We start from the raw sequence: 21,518 nt of genomic DNA, 5'->3' as shown, positions 1-21,518 counted from the left end.
AACGGCGCTAAATCAGGGTGAACAGGCGTAGCCGTTGGACCGGCTGCGAAGAGGACTGTCCATGCTGCTCGCCATTCCGCTGCTGCTGATCCCGGTGGTGCTCTACAATATCGTCGTGCTGTTCGGCGCGCCGAGCGGGGCGGGCATGGTGCAGGCGGACGTGCTGCTGCGCGATCCGCTGTTCTCGATCACCATGACCTCGGGCGCGCAATGGACGATCGGGTCGGGCGACCTGATCCTGTTTCTCGGCCTGATCCTGCTGTTCTTCGAGCTGGTGAAGTCCACCTCCAGCCAGCGGATCGCCATCATCAATCACGCCCTGTCGATGATCCTTTTCATCGGCGTGCTGGTGGAGTTCCTGCTGCTGCCGGGGTTCGCGACCTCGACCTTCTTCCTGATCGTGATCATGATCCTGCTGGACGTGCTGGCCGGGTTCATCGTGACCATCATCGCGTCGCGCAAGGATTTCGATTTCGGCGGAGCGTAAGTCGAGCGGCCTCAAGTCGCGCGAAGCGCGGTAGGCCCTAAGAAATACGCGCTCAAGCAGCGCGAAGCGCGGTAGCGCTTACGAAAATGCTGTGAAGATCAGGGCGACGACGGCCACGTCGAAAGCTTTGGCGGCGAGGGCGAAGACGGCGGGCATGGGCGGATCCGGCTGAGAGCGTTCTGCCTTGCTCCCCAGCAAACCCCGTGCCGCCCGAGCGGCGTCAGCTCAGATGTCGGTCTTGGCGGTCTTGCCTGTCTTCGGACGACGCTCGGCCGCGCCGGAATATTCGGCTCCAAGGTAGGCGGAGCGGGCTGCATCCAGCACCGGCGGGCCGCCGCGCAGGCCGCGTTTCTGGCCGCTCTGGCCCATCTGCTGGGCGACGAAGGCGGCGGCGCCGGGCTCGGGCGTCGGCAGGACGGCAGCTCTTGCCGGGGCCGGTTGGGGTTTGAGGATCTCAGGCGGATCGACGGGGACCAGGGCGCGCGAGGCGGATCGGGCGCGCCGCTCGCGCTCGCGGCGTTCGCCTTCGCGGCGATCCACCCGGTCCGGTCCGCCGACGGCCTGTATCCGGTCGGTCATTTGCTCTTGCCGCCCGCCAGTTTCTCGATCTGACGGCGCATCTCGTCCATCTGGCGACGCATCTCGTCCAGGGCGTCAGGCGCCTCGGGCGGCGGCGCTGTTTCAGCCTTTTCATCCGACGCGGCCGGGGTCGGCTCTGCGCGGGGATAGGTGAAGGCCGGGAACATCTGCATGGCGCGCTCGAACATCGCCATATTGGCGCGCGCGGCGTCCTCCATCAGGGTCGCGCCCGCGCCGGTTCCGAAAGCGCGGCCCATCTGACTGGCGAACTGCTCCTGCTGGCGACCGAAGTTCGCCAGTGACATCTCCAGATAGGAGGGCAGGACGCCCTGCATCTGGCCGCCGTAGAAGCCGATCAGCTGGCGCAGGAACTGAACCGGCAGCAAGGCCTCGCCCCGGCTCTCTTCCTCGAAAATGATCTGGGTCAGGATCTGGCGGGTCAGGTCGTCGTTGGTCTTGGCGTCATAGACGACAAACTCGGTCCCTTCGCGCACCATGGTCGCCAGATCTTCCAGCGTCACATAGGTGCTGGTCCGCGTGTTGTAGAGCCTGCGGTTCGCATACTTCTTGATGACGACCTGAGCGCTGTCGCCGGTCTTTCCACCCTTGGTCTTTTCGTCAGCCACGCTTGTTCTCGCGATGTTGCAACGCGTCACTATCCTCCGTTGCGACGCGATGCGCCAGAGGGGGAGAAAACCGCGGGGAACGGACGGTTGATCAGTGGCTCATGGCCGGGGCCAGCACGACGCCGACCAAGACGGCTGTCCAATGCACGGTCGCCCCGGTGACGACGAAGCCGTGCCAGATGGCGCGACGGAACTTCACGCGCGGGCTGATGAAGACGAAGACGCCGGCGGTGTAGATCAAGCCGCCGATGACCAGCAGGGCCAGGGCGATCGGGTGCACCGTCTCGACCATCGGCTTCAGGGCCGCGACCGCCAGCCAGCCGAAGACGACATAGACGCCGCTCCAGAACTTGTCCGAGATGCGCGGCGCGAACAGCTTCACCCCGGCGCCGAGGAAGGCCAGGGTCCAGATCAGGGTGGTGAAACCGATGGCCCACAGACCCTCGAACCGTTGGGTGGTGAAGGGGGTGTAGCTGCCGGCGATCATCAGGAAGATCGCCGCCTCGTCCAGCCGCCGCAGCACGGGCCGCGCAGCGCAGGGGTTGGTCCAGTTGTAGATGGTCGAGGCCGTCAGCATGCCGACGAGGCACAGGGCGTAGATGGCGGTGGCCATCACGCCGCCGATCCCCGCATAGACCCCGGCCAGACCCGCCAGGATGATGCCGCCGACCGCCGCCAGCATCAGGCCGACGACGTGGACCCACAGATCCGCCAGCTTTTCCGCGCGCGTCGGATAGTGCTCGACCATGTCCAGCTCGTCCGGCGTGCAGACGTGGGTGACAAGACGTTTCAGCGTGCGCAGCATGGACCTTCCAATCCGTCGATCGCCTCTATCGTTCCGCGACAATGCGCCGACAGGGTGACGATTGGCTGAATCGCGCCCTGTCCATGTCGTCGCAGGTGACGAACGCGCTGCAATGCGGCAAAACGGTCACGCCGAGTTATTCTCCAAAGAGTGAAATCCCATGACCGACGTCGTCATCGTTTCCGCCGCGCGCACCCCCGTCGGCTCCTTCCTGGGCGCCCTGTCGTCGCTTCCGGCGTCCAAGCTGGGCGAGATCGCCATCAAGGCGGCGCTGGAGCGGGCCGGTGTCTCCGGCGACGAGGTCGATGAGGTGATCCTGGGTCATGTGCTACAGGCGGCCGCGGGCCAGGGCCCTGCGCGCCAGGCCGCCGTCGGCGCGGGCGTTCGAAAGGAAGCCGCCGCCTGGAGCCTGAACCAGATCTGCGGCTCGGGCCTGCGCGCCGTCGCCATCGCCGCCCAGCAGATCGCTTTAGGCGACGCCAAGGTCGTCGTCGCCGGCGGTCAGGAGAGCATGAGCCAGGCGCCGCACGCCCAACAGCTTCGCAACGGACACAAGATGGGCGACGTCGCCCTGGTCGACACCATGGTCAAGGACGGCCTGTGGGACGCCTTCAACGGCTATCACATGGGTCAGACGGCCGAGAACATCGCCGAAAAATGGTCCATCAGCCGCGAGGCGCAGGACGAATTCGGTCTGGCCAGCCAGCACAAGGCCGAGGCGGCCCAGAACGCCGGCAAGTTCGATGAGGAGATCACGCCGGTCGTCATCCCGGGCAAGAAGGGCGATGTGACGGTCGACAAGGACGAATACATCCGCCACGGCGCGACGCTGGAGCTGATGCAGAAACTCAAACCCGCCTTCACCAAGGACGGCAGCGTGACCGCCGCCAACGCGTCCGGGCTGAACGACGGCGCCGCCGCCCTGGTGCTGATGAGCGCCGACGAGGCCAAGGCGCGCGGGCTGGAGCCGCTGGCGCGCATCGCCTCCTACGCCACCGCCGGCGTCGATCCGTCGATCATGGGGACCGGCCCGATCCCGGCGTCCAAGAAGTCGCTGGAGAAGGCGGGCTGGAGCGTCGCGGATCTGGATCTGGTTGAGTCCAACGAAGCCTTCGCCGCTCAGAGCCTCTGCGTGGTCAAGGAACTGGGTCTCGACCCGGCCAAGGTCAACGTCAACGGCGGCGCCATCGCCATCGGCCACCCCATCGGCGCCTCGGGCGCGCGCATCCTGACGACGCTTCTGTTCGAGATGAAGCGCTCGGGCGCGAAAAAGGGTCTGGCGACCCTGTGCATCGGCGGCGGCATGGGCGTGGCCCTGTGCGTCGAGCGCGCGTGATCCCCTAAGAAGAAAAGGGGCGAGGTTTCCCTCGCCCCTCAAATCCTAGTCCGCCGCCGGATATTCGAACGGATCGCTCGGCGTGGGCTGGGTTGGCAGCGGCATGCGCGGCAGGGGTTCGTCGCGGTTGGCGGCGTTCAGCAGGAAGCTGGCCAGGATGACGGCCGCCTGACGCAGGTCCTCGGCCTTCAGGTGGTCATAGCTGTCGATGCTGGTGTGGTGCAGGCGGCTGGAATAGTCGAGCGGGTCCTGGATGAACTGATATCCCGGCACGCCGACGGTCTGCATATAGACGTGGTCGGTGCCGCCCGAATTGCGCAGCGAGACCGTCGTCGCGCCCATGCTGGCGAACGGCGCCAGCCATTCCTGGAAGATCGGGGCGGCGGCGACATTGCCCTCGGCGTTGATGCCGCGGATCTTGCCCGAGCCGTTGTCCAGATTGAAATAGGCGACCAGATCGCGATAGCCCGCGCGCGGCTCGATCGGCCAGCGGCTGCGCCAGGTGCGGTTGTCCGGCAGGCCCGCCAGCGCCGGATCGTTCGACGCAGCGCGCGTCGCCAGATGACGATCGACATAGGCCAACGAGCCCAGGATGCCTTGCTCCTCGCCGTTCCACAGGGCGAAACGGATGGTGCGCTTGGGCTTGACGTTGAGGGCCTTCAGGATGCGGGCGGCTTCCATGACCACCGCGCTGCCGGCGGCGTTGTCGACCGCGCCGTCCGAGGCGACCCAGCTGTCCAGATGGGCGCCGGCCATGACATATTCCCCGCCGCGCGCCGTGCCGGGGATGTCGGCCAGGATGTTGTAGGCGTTGACGTCCTCGTCGTGGAAGCGGACCTCGCTCATCAGCTCCAGCGTCGGCGGCGCGTCGGTCAGGGCGAGGCGCGCCAGACGGCGATAGTCCTCGGCCGCCAGCTCCATCCCCGCCAGCTTGGGCGTGGCCCCGACCTGATAGGTGTAGCCCGTGCCGTGCAGCAGGCCACCGTCACGCTGGGAAATCCGCACCCAGGCCAGGGCGCCCTGTTCGGCCAGGAAGGCGTCCAGCTGATTGGCGAAGTTGACTGTCTTCAGCGAGCGTTCGATGGCGGCCGGCGAATGCTGGGGCTGATTATAGGTGTTGCGCTCGGCCAGTTCGGCGCTGGTCCATCGGCGGAAGGCCGGCTCGGTCGGCTCCGACCCCGTGCCCGGCTGGGACAGCATGACGATCTTGCCCGACAGCTTGCCGCGCCATTTGTCGAAGTCCTCGACCTTGGAGATCGGGGCGACGATCACGCCGCCGCTGATCACGCCATTGGTCGAGGGCGTCCAGGCCACCGGGATGGCGCGCAAATCCAGCGGGCGCGGCGCGGTCATGCGGGCGCTGGAGCGGACGATGGACCAGCCCCGGCCGAACTCGAACCCTTCGGCGCGCACGTCGGAAAGGCCGTAATCGCGGAACTGCTGCTGCGCCCAGCGTTCGGCCTCGCGCATCTGGGGCGAGTTGGTCATCCGTCCGCCGATCCGGTCGGTCAGATAGGCGGCGGTCTGCATCACCTGGCTGTGGTTCAGCCCCTGATCGATGATGCCGTTGACGGCGACGCGGTCCACCGACTGGGCGGCGGCCGGCGTGGCGAGAAGAGCGGCGGCGGAGACGAAGGCGAGCAGACGCGACATGGATTTCCCCAAGAAAGCCCGATGGCTGAACAGGGGCGCATCTGAGGTGATCCGGTCGCGGAGTGCAAACCGCAAACGGCGTTCAGGCCGCGACGATCAGCCCCATGTTCACCCGCATCGTCACCCCCAGGGGCCGCGCGGCTCCGTCGGGGTAGTCGGGACGCCGGTGGTCGTGAAACCAGCGGCCGGTCGCGGCTGGGTCAGGTCCGGCGTTCGGGCGCGGGACTGGATGCCCATCTTCGCACCCAGCTCCATCAAGGCCTGGACGCGGTTTCCCGTCGCCGGATGGGTCGAGAACAGATTGTCCGCACCGCGTCCCGCCAGCGGATTGATGATGAACATCTGGCCGGAGGCCGGATTGCGCTCGGCCGTCTGATTGGTGATCCGCCGGGCGTAGGCGTCGATCTTCTGCAGGGCCGAAGCCAGGGCCTGGGGATCGCCGGCGATTTCGGCCCCGACGCGGTCGGCCTCATATTCGCGGCCCCGGCTGATGGCCATCTGCACCAGACCGGCGGCCATGGGCGCCAGCAGCATCAGGGCGATCGTGCCGATAACGCCGCCCGGCCGCTCGCGGTCGTTGCCGCCGAAGAACAGGGCGAAGTTGGCGAGCGCGGCGATGGCGCCGGCGATGGTCGCCGTCACCGTCATGATCAGGGTGTCGCGGTTCTTCACATGGGCCAGCTCGTGCGCCATCACCCCGCGTACCTCCTCGCGCGTCAGCATGTCCAGCAGGCCGGTGGTGGCGCAGACGGCGGCGTTCTCGGGGTTTCGGCCGGTGGCGAAGGCGTTGGGCTGATCATTGGGAATGATGGCGACCTTCGGCTGGGGCAGGCCGGCGTCGCGCGCCATCTGACGCACGTCGGCGACATAGTTCCTGACCACGGCATTGGGGTGCTGCTCATCGACCGGCTGGGCCCGGTACATCTTCAGCACGATCTTGTCGGCGTTCCAGTAGCTGAACAGATTCATCCCGCCCGCGAACAGCAGGGCGATCGCCATGCCGGTCGCGCCGCCGATCAGATAGCCGACCCCTGCGAACAGGGCCGTCATCGCCGCCAACAGAATGAAGGTCTTCAGATGGTTCATCGCGGTTCCATTCCCGATCCGTCTGGCGTCCCGGGCTTGAGCCTCTATTTGAGAGAAGGCGCATCAAGCCTCAAGGGAGCCGCCCTGTGACCGAACATCCCACCCTGGCGCCGAATGACGCCGACGAAACGCCGGTTGCGGCGCCCGTCTTCAATGCCGACGTGCCCCACGCCACGCCTGAACGGCCGCTCAGCGAGGCCGCGCGGCGCGCGCTTCAGGAAGCGGCGGATCGTCGCGCGGCGGAATCGACCGTTCAAGCGGATACGGAATACGGCGGTCCGACCGGTCCCGAACCGACCCGTTTCGGCGATTGGGAGAAGAAGGGTCTGGCGGTCGATTTCTAACCCGCCGAGCCTGCCGCGACGGGCGCAAAGGTTAACCACGCCTTAAGAAACAGGCGCCGGACTTGCCAGTCACGGGACAACTCAGAGGAGTCTGTCCCGTGACGATACAGTCGATACTTACCGCCGCGTCGGCGGCTCTGCTGCTCTCCGCAGCGCCCGCTCTGGCCGGTGGTCCCGGTCACGGGGGTTATGGCGGCGGCCATCCCGGCGGCGGCTGCGGCGGGGGATGCGGCGGCGGCGGTCACTATGGCGGCGGCAACTACAACGCCAACCACAACGTCAATGTGAACGTGAACGGCGGCGCTTACGCCAATGCCAACGCCAACGCCTATGCGAGCGCCTCCAGCTATTCGGCGAGCAGCGCCCGGTCCTATTCCAGTTCGTCCAGCTTCCAGCGCGGCTATGTCGGCGGCGGCACGACCTACGTCGGAAGCGGCGGCTATTCGGACGGCTACTACGGCGGCGGCTATGTCGGCGGCGTCAGCGCGACCTCGGTTTTGGTCGGTCGTCCTCCGGTCAGCGCTCCGGTCGGCTATCCGGTCTATGGGTTTGGCCGTGACTACATCGGCTGGCGTCCGTATCCGGGCCGTCCGGTCGACTGCAACTGCCGTCCGCCCGTTCGCCCGCCGGTTCGCTACGAACACCGCTATGAGCAGCGTTACGAACAGGGCTACGTCGATCAGCCGCCGGTCTATGTCCAGGCGCCGCCCGTCCAGATCGCGCCGCAGCGCATCTATGTCGCGCCTTCGCAGGTCAGCATGGCCCCGCCCCAGATCGAGATGGGACCGCCCACCTATATCGAACAGCCGCCCATCTATGTGCAGGCGCCGCCGGTGAACATCGGCCCGCAACGCGTTCAGGTGGCTCCGTCGCAGGTCAACCTGGCCCCGGCCCAGGTCGATGTCGGCCCGCCCGTCTATGTCGATCAGGCCCCCGTCTATGTGCAGTCGGCGCCCGTCAATATCGGCCCGCAGCACATCCAGGTCGCCCCGGCCCAGGTCAATGTCGCGCCCGCCCAGGTCGAGGTCGGCGGCCCGGTCTATGTCGATCAGTCGCCGGTCTATGTGCAATCCGCGCCGGTCAATGTGGCCCCAGCTCAGGTCTATGTGGCGCCGCCGGAGGTGAACACGGCCCCGCCGCCGCCTCCGCCCCCGCCGCCGCCGTCGGGCTACTACGGGGACCTGCCGCCGCCCGAAGCGCCCGCGCCCCACGCTCCGCCGCGTCACGGCTACGCCCAAGAGCCAGGCGAGCGCGGCTGATCGCCTGGCGCGAGAACAACCGAAGACGAAACGGTCGCCCTGGTCTGTCTCAGATCAGGGCGATCTGCTGTGCGATCGCTTGCGCCGCGGCGTGTGGATCGCTCGCCGCCGTGATCGGCCGACCGATGACCAGATGGGTCGCGCCGGCCTGAAGCGCCGCCTCGGGCGTCGCCGCCCGCGCCTGATCGTCCAGCGCGGCGCCGACGGGTCGCACGCCGGGCGTGACGATCAGGAAGTCGGGCCGGCCCGCCTCGTCCGCCAGAGCACGAGCACGCGCCGCCTCATGCGGGCTGGAGACGACGCCGTCGATCCCGGCCTCCAGCGCCTGCCGCACCCGCCGCTCGACCAGATCGGCCGGCGACAGGCTGTGGTCGTCGGCGGACAGGTCCTCGGCCGTCAGGCTGGTCAGGACCGTAACCCCCAGCACCTTCATACTCGAGCCCGCCGCGCCGCGCGCCGCCGCCGCCATGACCTGGGGCCGCGCATGGACCGTCAGCAGGTCGCAGTCGGCGCCCGCCAGATTGGCCGTCGCCTTCTCCACGGTCGCGCCGATGTCGTGCAGCTTCCAGTCCAGAAAGATTTTTCGCCCCCGCGCCTTCAGTTCCCGCGCCAGCGCCATGCCGTCGACCGCGAACAGTTGCAGTCCGACCTTATAGAAGCCGATCGCATCGCCGATCCGCTCGGCCAGGGCGGCCGCCTCAGCCGTCGTCGGCACATCCAGGGCGCAGATGATCCGCTCGTCGGGCGCGCGATCGGAGGAGGTTTGGGGATCGGTCATCGACGGACTCGCGCTGAGCGGCTATGCCGGACACGAGGGCGCGTCGGCAGGGCGGCGTGATGGATTGAGGGCGAGGGCAGGCGATGAACGCAGTCGATTTAGGTGTCAACCTGTTCGTGACCCTGTTCGCCCTGCTGGACCCGATCGGCAATCTGCCGATCTTCGCCGCCGCGACGGCCGGGGCGACCCTGCGTCAGCGGATTTCGGTCTCGGCCCTGATCTGCGCCTTCGCCGCCGTTTTCCTGGCCTTCTTCCTGTTCACGGGCCTGGGCCTATTGCAGTTCTTCGGCATTTCGCTGGCGGCGTTCCGCATCGCGGGCGGCATATTGCTGCTGTTCCTGGGGCTGGACATGGCGCGCGGCGACTTCCTGGCCATGTTCGCCGACAAGGATGCGCTGGCCGATTCCAAGGACGTGCGAGGCTATGCCCGCCGACGTTTCCAACGCTTGGTCGTGCCCTTCGCCATTCCGTTGATGATCGGCCCCGGCGCCATCTCGGCGGTCATCATCCAGGCGGGCGAGGCGGCCAAGCTGGGCTATGCCGGGACAATGGGGTCGCTGGTCGCGATCGCGGCGGCCTGCGCCGTCTCCTTCGTCTGTTTCGCCCTGACCGGGTCGCTCAGCCGCCTGCTGGGCGAGGTCGGCATGGCGATCATCGTCAAGGTGCTGGGCCTGATCCTGTGCGCCCTGGCGATCCAGTTCATCCTGCTGGGCTTGGGCGAGGCCATCCCCGGCATGATCTCCGGCGCGGTGACGACGCCCTATCCGGCGACCAAATAAGGCGTCAGTCCGCCTCGTCCTCGATGGCGTGAATGTCGTCGTCGGTCAGGCCGAGGTGATGGCCGATCTCGTGGATCAGGACGTGGGCGATCAGTTCGCCGATCCCCACGTCGCCGCGTTCGCACCATTCGTCCAGGATAGGGCGGCGATAGAGGAAGACCCGCGACGGCTCGGCCGCCGGGCCCAGGCTGTCCCGCCGGCCGATGTCCACGCCATGGTACAGGCCCGTCAGCTCGAACGGATCCTCGATCTCCATCTCCGCCAGCGTCGCTTCGTCGGCGAAGTCGTCGATGCGGATGACCACCTCGCCCGCCGCCTGTTTGAACGGTCCGGGCAGGGCGTCGAACGCCTCCTGAGCCAAGCGGGCGAAGTCATCGAGGGAGGGGGCGATCGGGTCGGTCATGCCCGCGATATCGCCGCCCCGACGCTCTGCCGCAACGGGGCGCGATGACGCGATTACGAGACTGCCGCTTTTTCGCGCGCTTGGAGTATGGTTAGCGAATCGGGGCTGAGACTCTTCTCCAGGGACACGAATGGCCGAGGCCGACATCGCCTATGTCGCCACAGCGGGCGCAGCCGGACTGGCCATGGCCGTCAGCGCCTGGGCCTTGCTGCTGCGTGGGCGGCTGCATGAGACCGCCGTCGCCGCCGAGCGCGAGCGGGTCGAGGCCCTGGCCGACCTCAGCCGTCATGACGCCATGCTGCGGGCCTTCGACGACGTCAGCCTGGCCCTGACGCCGGACGGGCAGGCGGCCGGTGTGCCGATCGGTTCGGCCGAACTGATCGCGCGGCTGGCGGGTGAGGACGCCGAGGCCGGGGCCGCCGTCCTGAACAAACTCCGGATCACCCACGGCGCCCTGATCGACGCCTTGGTTCACGAAGGTCAGGCGTTCGAAGGTCTGGTCGCACTGGACGATGTGGAGCCCTGGCGGATCGAGGGACGGGTCGCGGGCGGTTCGGCCTGGCTGCGGCTGTCGCCCGCCTCGCGCTTCACCCTGACCGGGGCGGATGCGACCGAAAGCGGCCTGGCCCTGCTGGGCGACGCCTCGCCCACCCCGACCTGGGTCGTGGACGGCACAGGAAAATTGGCCTGGGCAAACCGCGCCTGGCTGAATGAGACCAATGCCGAGAGCATCGACGACGCCGTCGAAAAGGGCGTGTCCTTCGACCGCGGCGCCGATGCCCTGGTCGCCGAGGCCGCGCGGCTGGGCGTGCGCCAGGAGGGCTTCCGCTGGACGACCGGCGGGGGCGCGCGGCGCGCCTGGCGCATCATCGCCGAGCCAGCGGGCGGCGGCGCCGTCACCGCCTTCGCCATCGAGGTGACCGAGGCGGAAGAGACGCGCGACACCCTGCGCCGCCACGTCGACGCGCATGACGAGACGTTGAACCACCTGGCCGACGCCGTCGCCATCTTCGGCCCGCAAAAGCGGCTGGCCTTCCATAACACCGCCTTCCAGACGCTGTTCGACATCGACGCGGCCTGGCTGGACGAACGTCCGACCCATGCCGAACTGCTGGACCGTCTGCGCCAGCGTCGCAGCCTGCCCGAGGTCGTCGACTACGCCGGCTGGAAGGCGCGTGAGCTGGAGTTCTACGGCGCGTCGGAGGCTTCGCCGGACGACAGCTGGTCCCTGCCGGACGGGCGCACCCTGCGCGTCGTGCGCCAGCCGCACCCGCTGGGCGGCATTCTGCTGATCTTCTCGGACATCACCGACGAGCTGAAGCTGCGCAGCCGCTTCAACGCCCAGATCCAGGTTCAGCGCGCGACGCTGGACAAGCTGAACGATGCGGTCGCGGTGTTCGGCTCCGACGGCCGACTGCGCCTGCACAATGAGGCGTTCGAGACCTTCTGGAACCTGTCGGCGGACAAGATCGCCACGGCCTCGGATTTCGACGCCCTGGCCGAACTGTGCAAGGCCGTGCTGCCCGATCCCGCCCTGTGGCTGGGGCTGAAGGCGCGCGTCGCTGATCCCGATCCCGAAAGCCGCGTCGCCATCTCCGGGGAGGGCCGGACTGTGGACGGTCGCGTCGCCGCCTGGCAGACCCGCCCCCTGCCGGACGGCGCGACCCTGGTCGCCTTCTCGGACGTGACGGCCCGACGCGGGCTGGAGCAGGCGCTGGTGCAGCGCGAACAGGCCCTGGCCGAAAGCCAGGCGCTGAAGCGCGAATTCGTGGGCAGCGTCTCCTATGAGCTGCGTACGCCGTTGACGACCATCGTCGGCTATTCCGAACTGTTGGAGACGATGGGCGACCTGCCCGAGCGCAGCCGCCAGCACGCGGGCGCCATCCGCATCGCCGCCAGCCAGCTGGCCCGCTCCATCGACGACGTGCTGGACATGGCCCAGATCGACGCCGGCGAGATGGAGCTGTCGCTGGGCGACCTCAGGGTCTGCGACCTGCTGAGCCAGGCCGCCGAAAAGGTCCGGGCGCGGGTCGAGGGACGCGGCGCCACACTTACCGTTTCCTGTCCTGCCGATCTCAAACCCATCCGCGCCGACGAACACCGCATCGGCCAGGCGCTGGATCATCTGCTGGAGAATGCGGCGCGCGCCGTGTCCGAAGGCGGAGCGGTGGAGCTGAAGGCGGAGACGGGCCCGTCCGAAATCCGCCTGACGGTGTCCGACACCGGGCGCGGAATCCCCTATCACCTGCAGGCCCACGTCTTCGACCGCTTCGTGCGTCGCGAAAGGGGCGGCCCCGGCGTGGGTCTGGCCTTGGTCAAGGCCTTGGTCGAACTGCACGGCGGCTGGGCCGAGGTCGAAAGCGAGCCCGGCAAGGGCGCCGCCTTCATCCTGCATCTGCCGCTGGGCGCCGCGACGACCGCCGCGGCGCCCGAGCTTCAGCTGGAAATCTAGCGCCGCGACGCCTTCGAGGCGTCCCGCGCCGGGCCAAACTCGGCGCCCGCGTTCCATTCCGGCCATTGGTCCCCATCCGCCAGCTCGCGACCGACGGCGTAGATCAGGGCGACATCAGCGGCGGCGGCGTCCATGGTCCAGCTCGAATCCCATTCGTCCGTGGGCTGATGATATCGACTCTGGACGTAGTCGCGGCTGGCCGCGCTGGCGCCGGTGAAGCCCGCCGCCGGGAACAGGGCCGGCACCCCCTTCAGCGCTAAGGGGAAATGATCCGAACGATAGAAGGCCCCGGCCTGGGGCGCCGGATCGGCGATCAGGGTGCGGTCCGTCTCGGTCGCATGGCGCGCCAGAATGTCATCCAACTGGTTCTTGCCCTTGCCGATGACGACGACGTTCGGGTCGATCTCGGTCCCTGGCAACAGGCTGTCGACGTTGATGTTGGCGACCGTGGTCTCCAGCGGCCAGACCGGATTGGCGGCGTAATAGGTTGAGCCCAAGAGGCCCGCTTCCTCGCCTGACCAGGCGGCGAAGACGACCGACCGTTTCGGAGGCGGACCTCCGGCGAAGGCGTGGGCCAGTTCCAACAGGGCCGCGACGCCGGTCGCATTGTCCACCGCCGCATTATAGATCTTGTCGCCCTGGGCGTTCGGCGTGCCGACGCCGTAGCCGTCCCAGTGGGCGCCGTACATGACGGTCTCGTCCGGGCGTTCGGAGCCGGGTATGCGGGCGATGACGTTCTTGGTCTCCACCTTGTCGGCGATCTGGCCGAAATCGACGCTCATCGTCAGGCCGGGCAGGACGACGGGCTTGAAATCGGCGCTGCGCGCACTGTCCTTCAGGGCGGCGAAATCCAGGCCGGCGGCGGTGAACAGCTCGTCCACCTTGGCGCGCTGGATCCAGCCCTGGAACGCCGCGCGCTCGGCGTCGGGGTTGGCGCGCACGATGTCGAACTTGGGCGCGGCCGATGAGTTCTGCAGCGTGGACCAGGGATAGCCGGCGCCGGCCGTCTCATGCACCACCAGCACCCCCGCCGCGCCGCGACGACCCGCCTCCTGGAACTTGTAGGTCCAGCGGCCATAGAAGGTCATGGCGTTTCCGTCGAACTTGCCCGCGACCGGATCCCCGTCGGGCGCCTGGAAGTCGGGATCGTTGACCAGGACGACGATGACCTTGCCGCGCACGTCCATGTCCTTGAAATCGTCCCACTGGCGCTCGGGCGCCGTCGCGCCGTAGCCGACGAAGACCACAGGCGCGTCGGTCACTGTGATGTGGTTGGTCGGACGGTCGCTGGACACCAGAACGTCGGGACCGCGCTCCAGGCTGATGGTCTTGCCGCCGACGGTCGCGGCGACGGTCGCAGGACCGTCCTGGCGCGTGCGCGACAGATGGGCGACCTGGACGAAGGCGCCGTCCGGGCCGCCGCCCTCGGCCCCTGCGGCCTTGAACTGTTCGACGAGCCAGGCGACGGTCTTTTCCTCGCCGGCCGAGGCGGGGGCGCGGCCTTCGAACTCGTCCGACGCCAGAACCCGAACCGACTCATTCATCCGCGCGGCGTCGATGTTAGGCATCGTCTCCTGCGCCAAGGCCGGCGAGCAGGCCATCATCAGGGCCAGGATGGAAACAGCGGGGAAGGTATGGCGCATCGGAGACTCCTGATCGAACCGCGCGACCCTGCCTTTCTCAGTCCCGGCTGTCGAGCCAGTCGATGACGCCGTCGGCCGCGACGACGGCGGAGGCGAAGCTGGCCTGAAGCAGATAGCCGCCGGTCGGCGCCTCCCAGTCCAGCATCTCGCCGGCGACGAAGACACCCGGTCGCGCCGCCAGCATCAGCCGTTCGTCCACGCCGTCCAGTACGACGCCACCCGCTGAGGAAATCGCCCGTTCCAATCCCTGAACGCCGGTCAGGGGCAGCGGCATGGCCTTGATCCGTTCGGCCAAGGCCCGAGGCGAAGCGGGCAGGGGACCGGCCTCGTATAGCAGGGCGACGGCGGCTGACTCCAGTCCGACCACCTTGCGCAGATGGTTCGACAGGCTGGCCTTGCCGCGCGGCTTCGACAAGCGGTCGGTCAGTTTTCCGACCGCCACATCCGGCTTCAGGTCGATCTGGATCTCGGCGCGCCCCTCGGTCCCGACCGCCGTCCTGAGCGCGGCGGACAGCGCATAGACGGCGCCGCCCTCGATGCCGTAGCGGGCGATCATCGCCTCGCCCCGCGCCGTTCGGTCATTGTGCGTGACAGCGACGCCTTTCAGCGGCTGGCCCGCGAACCGATCACGGAACAGCGCCGACCAGGCGACGTCGAAGCCGACATTGGCCGGTCGGAACGGCGACACGGCGGCGCCCTGCGCTTCCAGCCATGGCGCCCAGGCCCCGTCCGAACCCAGGCGCGGCCAGCTGGCGCCGCCCAGCGCCAGGACCACGGCGTCGGGCCGTTCCAGTCGCTCCCCTTCCGGCGTCTCAAACACCAGCGCGCCGTCGCGCCAACCGCTCCAGCGCGAGCGCGTGTGGATCTGCACGCCCTGGGCCTCCAGCCGCGCCAGCCAGGCCCGCACCAGCGGCGACGCCTTCATGGCCTTCGGAAACACCCGCCCGCTTGAGCCGACGAAGGTTTCCTGCCCCAGGGCCTCGACCCAGGCGGTCAGGTCGGCAGGCGTGAACCGGTCGATCCAGGCGGCGGCCGTCGGCTGGGCCGGGCCATAGCGGGTCATGAACCGGTCCAGCGGTTCCGAATGGGTCAGGTTCAGCCCGCCGCGTCCGGCCATCAGCAGCTTGCGGGCCACAGACGGCATGCGGTCGTGCACCACGACCGCCGCCCCTGCCTGCGCCAGCCGTTCGGCCGCCATCAATCCGGCAGGACCGGCGCCGATCACGTGAACGGTGCGAGAGGTCGTAAGACTGGGGGACTGTTGCATGGCGTGGCTTTGCGCGCTTGCGGCCGCGCTGGCTATAGGCGTCGTCGTCGCTATGTTCCGTGTCATGAGCGTTGCCTTCACCCGCGAAGAAGATCTGGAAGCCACCGCCGCCGACCTGGCGGACCGCCCGATCTCGCCCCATCCCAATCTGGTCACGCCCGAGGGGCTGGCCGCGATCGAGGCCGAACTGGCCTCGGCCCGCGCCGCCTATACGGCCGCCCAGGTGCAAGGCTCGATCGAGAGCGACCGCACCGCCATGGCGCGGGCGACGCGGGACCTGCGCTACTGGTCCGCACGGCGCGCTTCGGCCCAACTGATCGCGCCGACCGAGGACGATGGGGCCGTGCGGTTCGGGGGTTCGGTCTCCATCGAGCGCGAGGACGGCCGCGCCCAGACCTGGCGCATCGTCGGCGAGGACGAGGCCGATCCGGCCGCAGGCTCGGTCAGCCATGTCTCGCCCCTAGCCCGCGCCGTCATGGGCAAAAGGGTCGGCGACGAGGTGACGGTGGCCGGTCAGTCGGCCGAGATCGTCGCGGTCGGCTAGACCTCAGTTCTGGGCGTCTTCGTCGCCCAGCATCTCGCGCATCATGTCCAGGATCAGCCTCTGCTTGCGCGCCGGCAGGCGCGGCGCCAGGCGGGTGATCTCGACGCTGGTCTTGGTCGGGCGGTGCTCGTGGTCGAAGGCGGGCGCCTCTTCGGCGACGCCGACCGTCGCGCTGCTGTAGCCGTCGAAGAAGAAGGGGATGCCGACCTTCATGAACTCGGCCATTTCGAACAGTTTCGAGGCCGAGACGCGGTTCGTGCCCTTCTCGTACTTCTGCACCTGCTGGAAGCTGACGCCGACGGCTTTGGCGAGGGCGGTCTGGGTCAGGCCAAGGTCGAGACGCTTTTCCTGAACGCGACGGCCGACATGGCGATCGACGGGATGCGGATCCTCGTCCTTTTCACGCGCCATCGCCGTCACCTTTCACCTAGATCGCTGCTTGATTCCCCTGGACCCTAGATCGCCGGATCAACGGCCACAAGGACAGGATGAACGCTGTTAGCACTGAGAAAAAGAACAGGAAATCGCCAAATCGACCGTAGGGCGTGACGCCCGTCGGACGGGGCAGGGGGGCGTCGATGACGCTCATGACGCCCGGCTCCAGCCGTTGGCCCTCGACGATCCGGCCCCACGGGTCGATCATGGCCGAAATCCCGGTCGGGGTGGCCCGCGCGATGGGCAGGCCGGTCTCTATGGCGCGATAGCTGGCCAGGTTCAGATGCTGGCGCGGGCCCGAGGTCGCGCCGAACCAGGCGTCATTGGACGCATTGACGATCCACTCGGGCCGCCGGGCTGCGCCCGGGGTGAAGCCGGGATACAGGCTCTCGTAGCAGATCAGCACCTGCGCCGGCGGGGCCCCTGGAACCGAAATTGGGGCCGGCGTCGGTCCGGCGGAAAAGTCGCTGGGCATATGCACCAGGCTGCGCAGGCCGATGGAGGTCATGATCGACCCCAAGGGCAGGTACTCGCCGAACGGCACCAGCCGGTGTTTGTCATAGACGGCGGCGACCCTCAGGCCCGCCCCGCCCTCGTCGGCCAGGGCGAACAGGCTGTTGTAATAGCGCGCGCCCTCGGGCGCGGTCAGGTCCGGCTCGCCGCGCGCCAGGCCCATCAGCAAGGTCTGTCCGGGACGCAGGGCGCCCGCGATGGCCTGGGCATCGGCGGAGGCGAAGACGTCGTTGGCCGAGACGGGCAGGGCGCCTTCGGGCCAGACCACGACGTTGGGCGTGCGCGCCGCCGCCTGACCCGTCAAGGCGACATAGCGATCGACGATGGAGCGATAGGCCTCGGGCGACCATTTGGTTTCCTGCTTCACATCAGCTTGGACCAACCGCACGACTGTGTCTGTGAACCGAAGATCCGACTGCGCCAATCTGACGGCGCCGAAGCCGCCGACGGCGAGCAGGGCCAGGGCGCCCAAGCCCGCAGAGATCAGGCGGCTGCGCTTGTCGCCAGGTCCGATCAAGGGCGCGAAAGCCGCCGTGGCCGCGACCGTCACCAGGCTCAGCCCATAGACGCCGACGACCGAGGCGAATTGGGACATGCCGCCACCCGCGCGCCAGGTCGCGCCGGCCGGATTCCAAGGAAAGCCCGTCAGCACATGACCCCGCAACCATTCGGCCGCGCAGAACAGGGCGGCGAACAGCAGCACCCGCACGGCGCCAAGCGGCGCGAACCGACGATAGAGGGCGCAGGCCGTCCCCCAGAAAAGCCCCAGGCCTGCCGGCAGCAGGCTGGCCGCGAACGGCGCCATCCACGCCTGTTCGGGATTGACGAAGAACGCCTCGGCCACCCACCAGCACCCGACAAAGAAATAGGCGAACCCCGCCAGCCAGCCCATCCAGAAGGCACCGCGCACCGTGTCGGACCGCTCCGACAGGATCATCAGCAGCGGATAGCCCAGTAGACCGATCAACGCTCCGAACGGCGGATGAGCGAAGGCCGTCCCGGCGCCGGCCAGCAGCGCCAGAACAATACGGATCAGCCGCCACGTCAGGGCGCGCTTCCTGTCGGGCAGGGCGCGGATCGGGGCCGCGAAACGGTCCAGCAGGGCGTCGGGGAACATCGGGTCAGTCCTGCTCGGCGAGATAGGGGTCGGCGACGCCGATCTGGGCCAGGATATCGCGCTCCTCGGCCTCCATCTCCTCGGCCTCGGCGTCGTCTTCGTGGTCGCGGCCCAAGAGGTGCAGCACGCCGTGGACGACCAGATGGCTTAGATGATCGGCCAGGGTCTTGCCCTGCGCCTCGGCCTCGGTCGCGCAGACGCCGAAAGCCAGAACGATGTCGCCCAAATGCGGAAAGGCGTTCTCCGGCGCCGGGAAGGACAGGACATTGGTCGGCCTGTCCTTGTCGCGAAACCGGCCGTTCAGCTCGCGCACGGCGGCGTCGTCAGTCAGCAGGACGACGATGTCGCCCTCCACCGTGCCCAGCGCGGCCTGCGCCGCGCGTTCGACGACGGCCTCGGCACCTGGCAGGGCGCTGGTCCAGGCCTCGGCCTCGAATTCAATCTCGATCATGCGGGGTCTTCGAGTTCCGTGGCGGGGCGTCCGCGCGCGGCGTCGGCGTCATAGGCGCGCACGATCCGCTCGACCATGGCGTGACGCACCACGTCGGAAGCCTCAAACTTCAGGATGCCGACGCCCTGAACCCCGTCCAGGATCCGTAGGGCGTGAGCCAGACCGGAGTCGCGCGGGTTCAGCAGGTCGATCTGCGACGGGTCGCCCGTGACCACCATCCGTGCGCCCTCGCCCAGGCGCGTCAGCACCATCTTCATCTGCAGGCGGCTGGTGTTTTGGGCTTCATCGACGATGACGAAGGCGTGGCTGAGCGTGCGGCCGCGCATGAAGGCGATCGGGGCGGCTTCGATCTCGCCCTTGTCGCGACGCCGCTGCACGTCCTCGGCGCCCAGAATGTCATTCAGCGCCTCCCAGATCGGCGCCAGATAGGGATCGACCTTTTCGTTCAGATCGCCCGGCAGAAAGCCCAGCTTCTCGCCCGCCTCGACCGCCGGGCGGGTGATGACCAGCCGGTCCACCTGCCCCCGCCGCAGCAGCGATGCGCCATAGGCCGCCGCCAAAAAGGTCTTGCCGGTGCCCGCCGGTCCGACGCCGAAGCTCAGTTCGCATCGGCCCAGCATGTCCAGATAGGCGGCCTGCGCCTTGGTCTTGGGCACGATGGCGCCGCGCTTGCCGCCCGGCAGCGACACGCCCGCCGCCGCCATGCCGGGCGTGCCGCGACCGCCGCGCGCCTGGCCCAGGGCTGCGCGCACGTCGGCCTCGGTGACTTCGGCGCCCAGGGCCGCGCGTTTGGCCAGGTCCTCGATCACCTGGCGGGCGTCCGTGCGATCACGTGCGCCGCCGTTGACGGAGACCCCGCCCCCCGGGGCCTCGACCAGCACCTTGAAGGCGTCCTCGATCAGGGCGACGTGGCGACTGTTCGGCCCGATGACCGCCCGCAGTTCGGCATCGTTCAAGGGGACGAATTCAGACTCACGCGCCATCAAGCGGCCTTTTCTGCTTGGGCTAGCGCTGAGCCCGCGGGGGCCGGCTGCTTGAGCCCGTCTGCTATGAGCCGGCCTGACAGACTGTTCTGCTGGCCGGCGATGATCTCGACCGGAACGATCTGCCCGATGAGATGATCCGCGTCATCGACGTGGACCGATTGAAGATATGGGGATCGACCGATCGCTTGGCGACGGTGGCCGTGCCGTCCCGGCTTGTCGAACAGGACGTTCAGCGTTCGGCCGGCCTGAGCCGCATTGAAGGCGGTCTGCTGTTCCGTCAGCAGGGCGATCAGGCGATGCAGTCGATCCTTTACGACCGCCGGCTCGACCTGTTTGCCCATGCCCGCCGCCGGCGTGCCCGGTCGCGGCGAATAGGCGAAGGCGAAGGCCCCGGCGTAGTTCACGCGCCGCACCAGATCCAGCGTGTCCTCGAACTCCCGATCCGTCTCACCCGGGAAGCCGACGATGAAATCGCCCGCGATGGCGATATCGGGCCGCGCAGCACGGATTCGGTCGATCAGGTCGAAATATTTCTGACGCCCGTGTTTGCGGTTCATCGCCCGCAGGATCCGATCCGACCCCGCCTGAACCGGAAGGTGCAGATAGGGCATCAAGGCGTCCAGATCGCCATGCGCGGCGATCAACTCATCGGCCATGTCGTTGGGATGGCTGGTGGTATAGCGGATGCGGTCCAGGCCGGGGATCTCGGCCAGGGCATAGGCCAGTTCGGCCAGGCTCGCCTTTCGCCCGTCCGGCCGCTCGCCGTCATAGGCGTTGACGTTCTGGCCCAGCAGGGTGACCTCGCGCACGCCCCGATCCGCCAGTTGTCTCGCCTCTTCCAGCACCGCCGCCATCGGCCGCGACCATTCGGCGCCGCGCGTATAGGGCACCACGCAGAAGGTGCAGAACTTGTCGCAACCCTCCTGCACCGTCAGGAAGGCGGTCGGCCCCTCGGTGAAGCGGGCTGCAGGCAGGGCGTCGAACTTGTCGTCGGGAGCGAAGTCGGCGCCGATCCGCTCGCCCCGCGCCCGCGCCGTGCGGGTCAGAAGCTCGGGCAACTGGTGATAGGCCTGGGGGCCGACGACGATATCGACGGCCGGCTGACGCCGCATGATCTCTTCGCCCTCGGCCTGGGCGACGCAGCCGGCGACGGCGATGGTCAGGTCCCCGCCGGTCTCGCGCCGGATATCGCGCATCTCGCGCAGCTTGCCGAGCTCGGAATAGATCTTCTCGGCCGCCTTCTCGCGGATGTGGCAGGTGTTCAGGATGACGAAGTCGGCGGCCTTCACGTCGTCGGTGACGCCATAGCCCAGCGGGCGCAGCACATCGGCCATGCGCTCGGAGTCATAGACGTTCATCTGACAGCCGTAGGTCTTGATGAACAGACGCTTTTCGGGCACCGTCTCGACTTGGGGAACCAGGATCTCGGTCATCGTGGGCTTATGATCGCCCGCAAGCGTCGCGACAAGCCGAGCGTCAGCCCGCATCCACATCGGCGGGATCGACGCGCGCCGCATGGCGGGTGAAGATAAGGCCTTCGCGCTTGGACGGCTCGGCGCCCTCGATCGCAACGCCGTAGAGCTCCAGCTTGTGGCCGATCAGCTGGAAGCCCAGCCGTTCCGCGATCTCGTTCTTCAGCCGCTCGATCTCGGCGTCGAAGAATTCGATAACCTCACCCGACTTGGTGTCGATCAGGTGGTCGTGGTGATCGTCGCCGGCCTCTTCATAGCGGCTGCGGCCGTCGCCGAAGTCGTGCTTCTCGACCACGCCCGCCTCTTCGAACAGGCGCACGGTGCGATAGACGGTGGCGATGGAGATGTGCGGATCGATGGCAGAGGCGCGGCGATACAGCTCTTCCACATCCGGGTGGTCCGCGGCGTTGGATAACACCCGGGCGATCACCCGGCGCTGTTCGGTCATACGCATGCCGCGCTCGGCGCAGAGTTTTTCGATCCGGTCCATGCGCCTAGAATAG

At 68.1% G+C, this 21,518-nt stretch carries 22 protein-coding genes; 7 read left to right on the top strand and 15 right to left on the bottom strand.

The window, feature by feature from the left end; translation table 11 throughout:
- Positions 1-61: 61 nt before the first annotated feature.
- Positions 62-487, top strand: a complete 426-nt coding sequence (locus tag ABIC32_RS04555) for a hypothetical protein (protein WP_045809501.1) — start codon at positions 62-64, stop codon at positions 485-487.
- 225 nt (positions 488-712) lie between these two features.
- On the opposite strand, the gene ABIC32_RS04550 is transcribed toward ABIC32_RS04555, so the two are convergent.
- The 3 genes from ABIC32_RS04550 to trhA form a co-directional block, all read right to left on the bottom strand.
- Positions 713-1,066: a hypothetical protein gene (locus ABIC32_RS04550; protein WP_307508551.1), complete on the bottom strand. Its 354-nt coding sequence runs from the start codon at positions 1,064-1,066 to the stop codon at positions 713-715.
- Positions 1,063-1,692, bottom strand: a complete 630-nt coding sequence (gene phaR, locus ABIC32_RS04545; protein WP_307508554.1) for a polyhydroxyalkanoate synthesis repressor PhaR — start codon at positions 1,690-1,692, stop codon at positions 1,063-1,065. The genes ABIC32_RS04550 and phaR overlap by 4 nt, the downstream gene beginning before the upstream one ends.
- A gap of 91 nt (positions 1,693-1,783) precedes the next feature.
- Positions 1,784-2,497, bottom strand: a complete 714-nt coding sequence (gene trhA, locus ABIC32_RS04540; protein ID WP_354072630.1) for a PAQR family membrane homeostasis protein TrhA — start codon at positions 2,495-2,497, stop codon at positions 1,784-1,786.
- 160 nt (positions 2,498-2,657) lie between these two features.
- Between trhA and ABIC32_RS04535 the strand changes: the two genes are divergently transcribed.
- Complete coding sequence (locus tag ABIC32_RS04535; RefSeq protein ID WP_354072628.1) at positions 2,658-3,833, top strand: acetyl-CoA C-acetyltransferase; 1,176 nt, start codon at positions 2,658-2,660, stop codon at positions 3,831-3,833.
- 45 nt (positions 3,834-3,878) lie between these two features.
- Here the strand turns inward: ABIC32_RS04535 and ABIC32_RS04530 are convergent, their stop codons facing one another.
- Positions 3,879-5,486: a M20/M25/M40 family metallo-hydrolase gene (locus tag ABIC32_RS04530; protein ID WP_354072626.1), complete on the bottom strand. Its 1,608-nt coding sequence runs from the start codon at positions 5,484-5,486 to the stop codon at positions 3,879-3,881.
- A gap of 120 nt (positions 5,487-5,606) precedes the next feature.
- Positions 5,607-6,572: a zinc metalloprotease HtpX gene (gene htpX / locus ABIC32_RS04525; protein WP_354072624.1), complete on the bottom strand. Its 966-nt coding sequence runs from the start codon at positions 6,570-6,572 to the stop codon at positions 5,607-5,609.
- Positions 6,573-6,658: 86 nt separating this feature from the next.
- Here htpX and ABIC32_RS04520 point away from each other — a divergent pair, with 86 nt between their 5' ends.
- The gene (locus ABIC32_RS04520; RefSeq protein ID WP_091751215.1) at positions 6,659-6,916 is read left to right on the top strand and encodes a DUF1674 domain-containing protein; all 258 of its coding nucleotides are present in this window, start codon (positions 6,659-6,661) and stop codon (positions 6,914-6,916) included.
- Positions 6,917-7,014: 98 nt separating this feature from the next.
- Complete coding sequence (locus tag ABIC32_RS04515) at positions 7,015-8,175, top strand: ribosomal eL19 family protein (RefSeq protein WP_354072621.1); 1,161 nt, start codon at positions 7,015-7,017, stop codon at positions 8,173-8,175.
- A gap of 49 nt (positions 8,176-8,224) precedes the next feature.
- On the opposite strand, the gene pyrF is transcribed toward ABIC32_RS04515, so the two are convergent.
- Entirely contained in the window at positions 8,225-8,953 is a 729-nt protein-coding gene (gene pyrF / locus ABIC32_RS04510) for an orotidine-5'-phosphate decarboxylase (protein ID WP_354072619.1), read from the bottom strand.
- 83 nt (positions 8,954-9,036) lie between these two features.
- Between pyrF and ABIC32_RS04505 the strand changes: the two genes are divergently transcribed.
- On the top strand, positions 9,037-9,732 hold the full coding sequence (locus tag ABIC32_RS04505) for a MarC family protein (protein ID WP_017505485.1): 696 nt from the start codon (positions 9,037-9,039) through the stop codon (positions 9,730-9,732).
- Positions 9,733-9,736: 4 nt separating this feature from the next.
- Here ABIC32_RS04505 and ABIC32_RS04500 read toward each other — a convergent pair whose 3' ends face one another.
- On the bottom strand, positions 9,737-10,135 hold the full coding sequence (locus ABIC32_RS04500) for a metallopeptidase family protein (protein WP_091751206.1): 399 nt from the start codon (positions 10,133-10,135) through the stop codon (positions 9,737-9,739).
- A gap of 130 nt (positions 10,136-10,265) precedes the next feature.
- Here ABIC32_RS04500 and ABIC32_RS04495 point away from each other — a divergent pair, with 130 nt between their 5' ends.
- Positions 10,266-12,587: a sensor histidine kinase gene (locus ABIC32_RS04495; RefSeq protein WP_354072616.1), complete on the top strand. Its 2,322-nt coding sequence runs from the start codon at positions 10,266-10,268 to the stop codon at positions 12,585-12,587.
- Here the strand turns inward: ABIC32_RS04495 and ABIC32_RS04490 are convergent.
- Together ABIC32_RS04490 and ABIC32_RS04485 are read right to left on the bottom strand one after the other, a co-directional pair.
- Positions 12,584-14,230 (bottom strand): M28 family metallopeptidase, encoded by a 1,647-nt coding sequence (locus ABIC32_RS04490; protein ID WP_354072614.1) that lies wholly within the window; start codon positions 14,228-14,230, stop codon positions 12,584-12,586. The two genes, ABIC32_RS04495 and ABIC32_RS04490, sit on opposite strands and share 4 nt — an antisense overlap.
- Positions 14,231-14,267: 37 nt before the next feature.
- The gene (locus tag ABIC32_RS04485; protein WP_174085497.1) at positions 14,268-15,497 is read right to left on the bottom strand and encodes a BaiN/RdsA family NAD(P)/FAD-dependent oxidoreductase; all 1,230 of its coding nucleotides are present in this window, start codon (positions 15,495-15,497) and stop codon (positions 14,268-14,270) included.
- A 64-nt stretch (positions 15,498-15,561) separates the two neighbouring features.
- Between ABIC32_RS04485 and greA the strand changes: the two genes are divergently transcribed.
- The gene (gene greA, locus ABIC32_RS04480; RefSeq protein ID WP_026108478.1) at positions 15,562-16,041 is read left to right on the top strand and encodes a transcription elongation factor GreA; all 480 of its coding nucleotides are present in this window, start codon (positions 15,562-15,564) and stop codon (positions 16,039-16,041) included.
- 3 nt (positions 16,042-16,044) lie between these two features.
- Here greA and ABIC32_RS04475 read toward each other — a convergent pair whose 3' ends face one another.
- Genes ABIC32_RS04475 through ABIC32_RS04450 form a run of 6 tightly spaced genes read right to left on the bottom strand, consistent with a single transcriptional unit; the run spans position 16,045 to position 21,505 of the window.
- Positions 16,045-16,452, bottom strand: a complete 408-nt coding sequence (locus ABIC32_RS04475) for a helix-turn-helix domain-containing protein (protein WP_354072612.1) — start codon at positions 16,450-16,452, stop codon at positions 16,045-16,047.
- A 16-nt stretch (positions 16,453-16,468) separates the two neighbouring features.
- Positions 16,469-18,106: an apolipoprotein N-acyltransferase gene (lnt, locus tag ABIC32_RS04470; RefSeq protein WP_354072610.1), complete on the bottom strand. Its 1,638-nt coding sequence runs from the start codon at positions 18,104-18,106 to the stop codon at positions 16,469-16,471.
- Between the two features lie 4 nt (positions 18,107-18,110).
- Positions 18,111-18,557: an rRNA maturation RNase YbeY gene (ybeY, locus tag ABIC32_RS04465; protein WP_354072608.1), complete on the bottom strand. Its 447-nt coding sequence runs from the start codon at positions 18,555-18,557 to the stop codon at positions 18,111-18,113.
- The gene (locus ABIC32_RS04460; protein ID WP_354072606.1) at positions 18,554-19,540 is read right to left on the bottom strand and encodes a PhoH family protein; all 987 of its coding nucleotides are present in this window, start codon (positions 19,538-19,540) and stop codon (positions 18,554-18,556) included. Before ABIC32_RS04460 ends, ybeY begins: the two co-directional genes overlap by 4 nt.
- The gene (miaB, locus tag ABIC32_RS04455; RefSeq protein ID WP_354072604.1) at positions 19,540-20,976 is read right to left on the bottom strand and encodes a tRNA (N6-isopentenyl adenosine(37)-C2)-methylthiotransferase MiaB; all 1,437 of its coding nucleotides are present in this window, start codon (positions 20,974-20,976) and stop codon (positions 19,540-19,542) included. The genes ABIC32_RS04460 and miaB overlap by 1 nt, the downstream gene beginning before the upstream one ends.
- Positions 20,977-21,019: 43 nt before the next feature.
- Entirely contained in the window at positions 21,020-21,505 is a 486-nt protein-coding gene (locus tag ABIC32_RS04450) for a Fur family transcriptional regulator (RefSeq protein ID WP_017505496.1), read from the bottom strand.
- Positions 21,506-21,518: the final 13 nt, after the last annotated feature.

It is taken from the genome of Brevundimonas sp. 1080 (assembly GCF_040545985.1).
Lineage (GTDB): Bacteria > Pseudomonadota > Alphaproteobacteria > Caulobacterales > Caulobacteraceae > Brevundimonas.
This window is presented reverse-complemented; position numbering and strand designations above follow the sequence as displayed.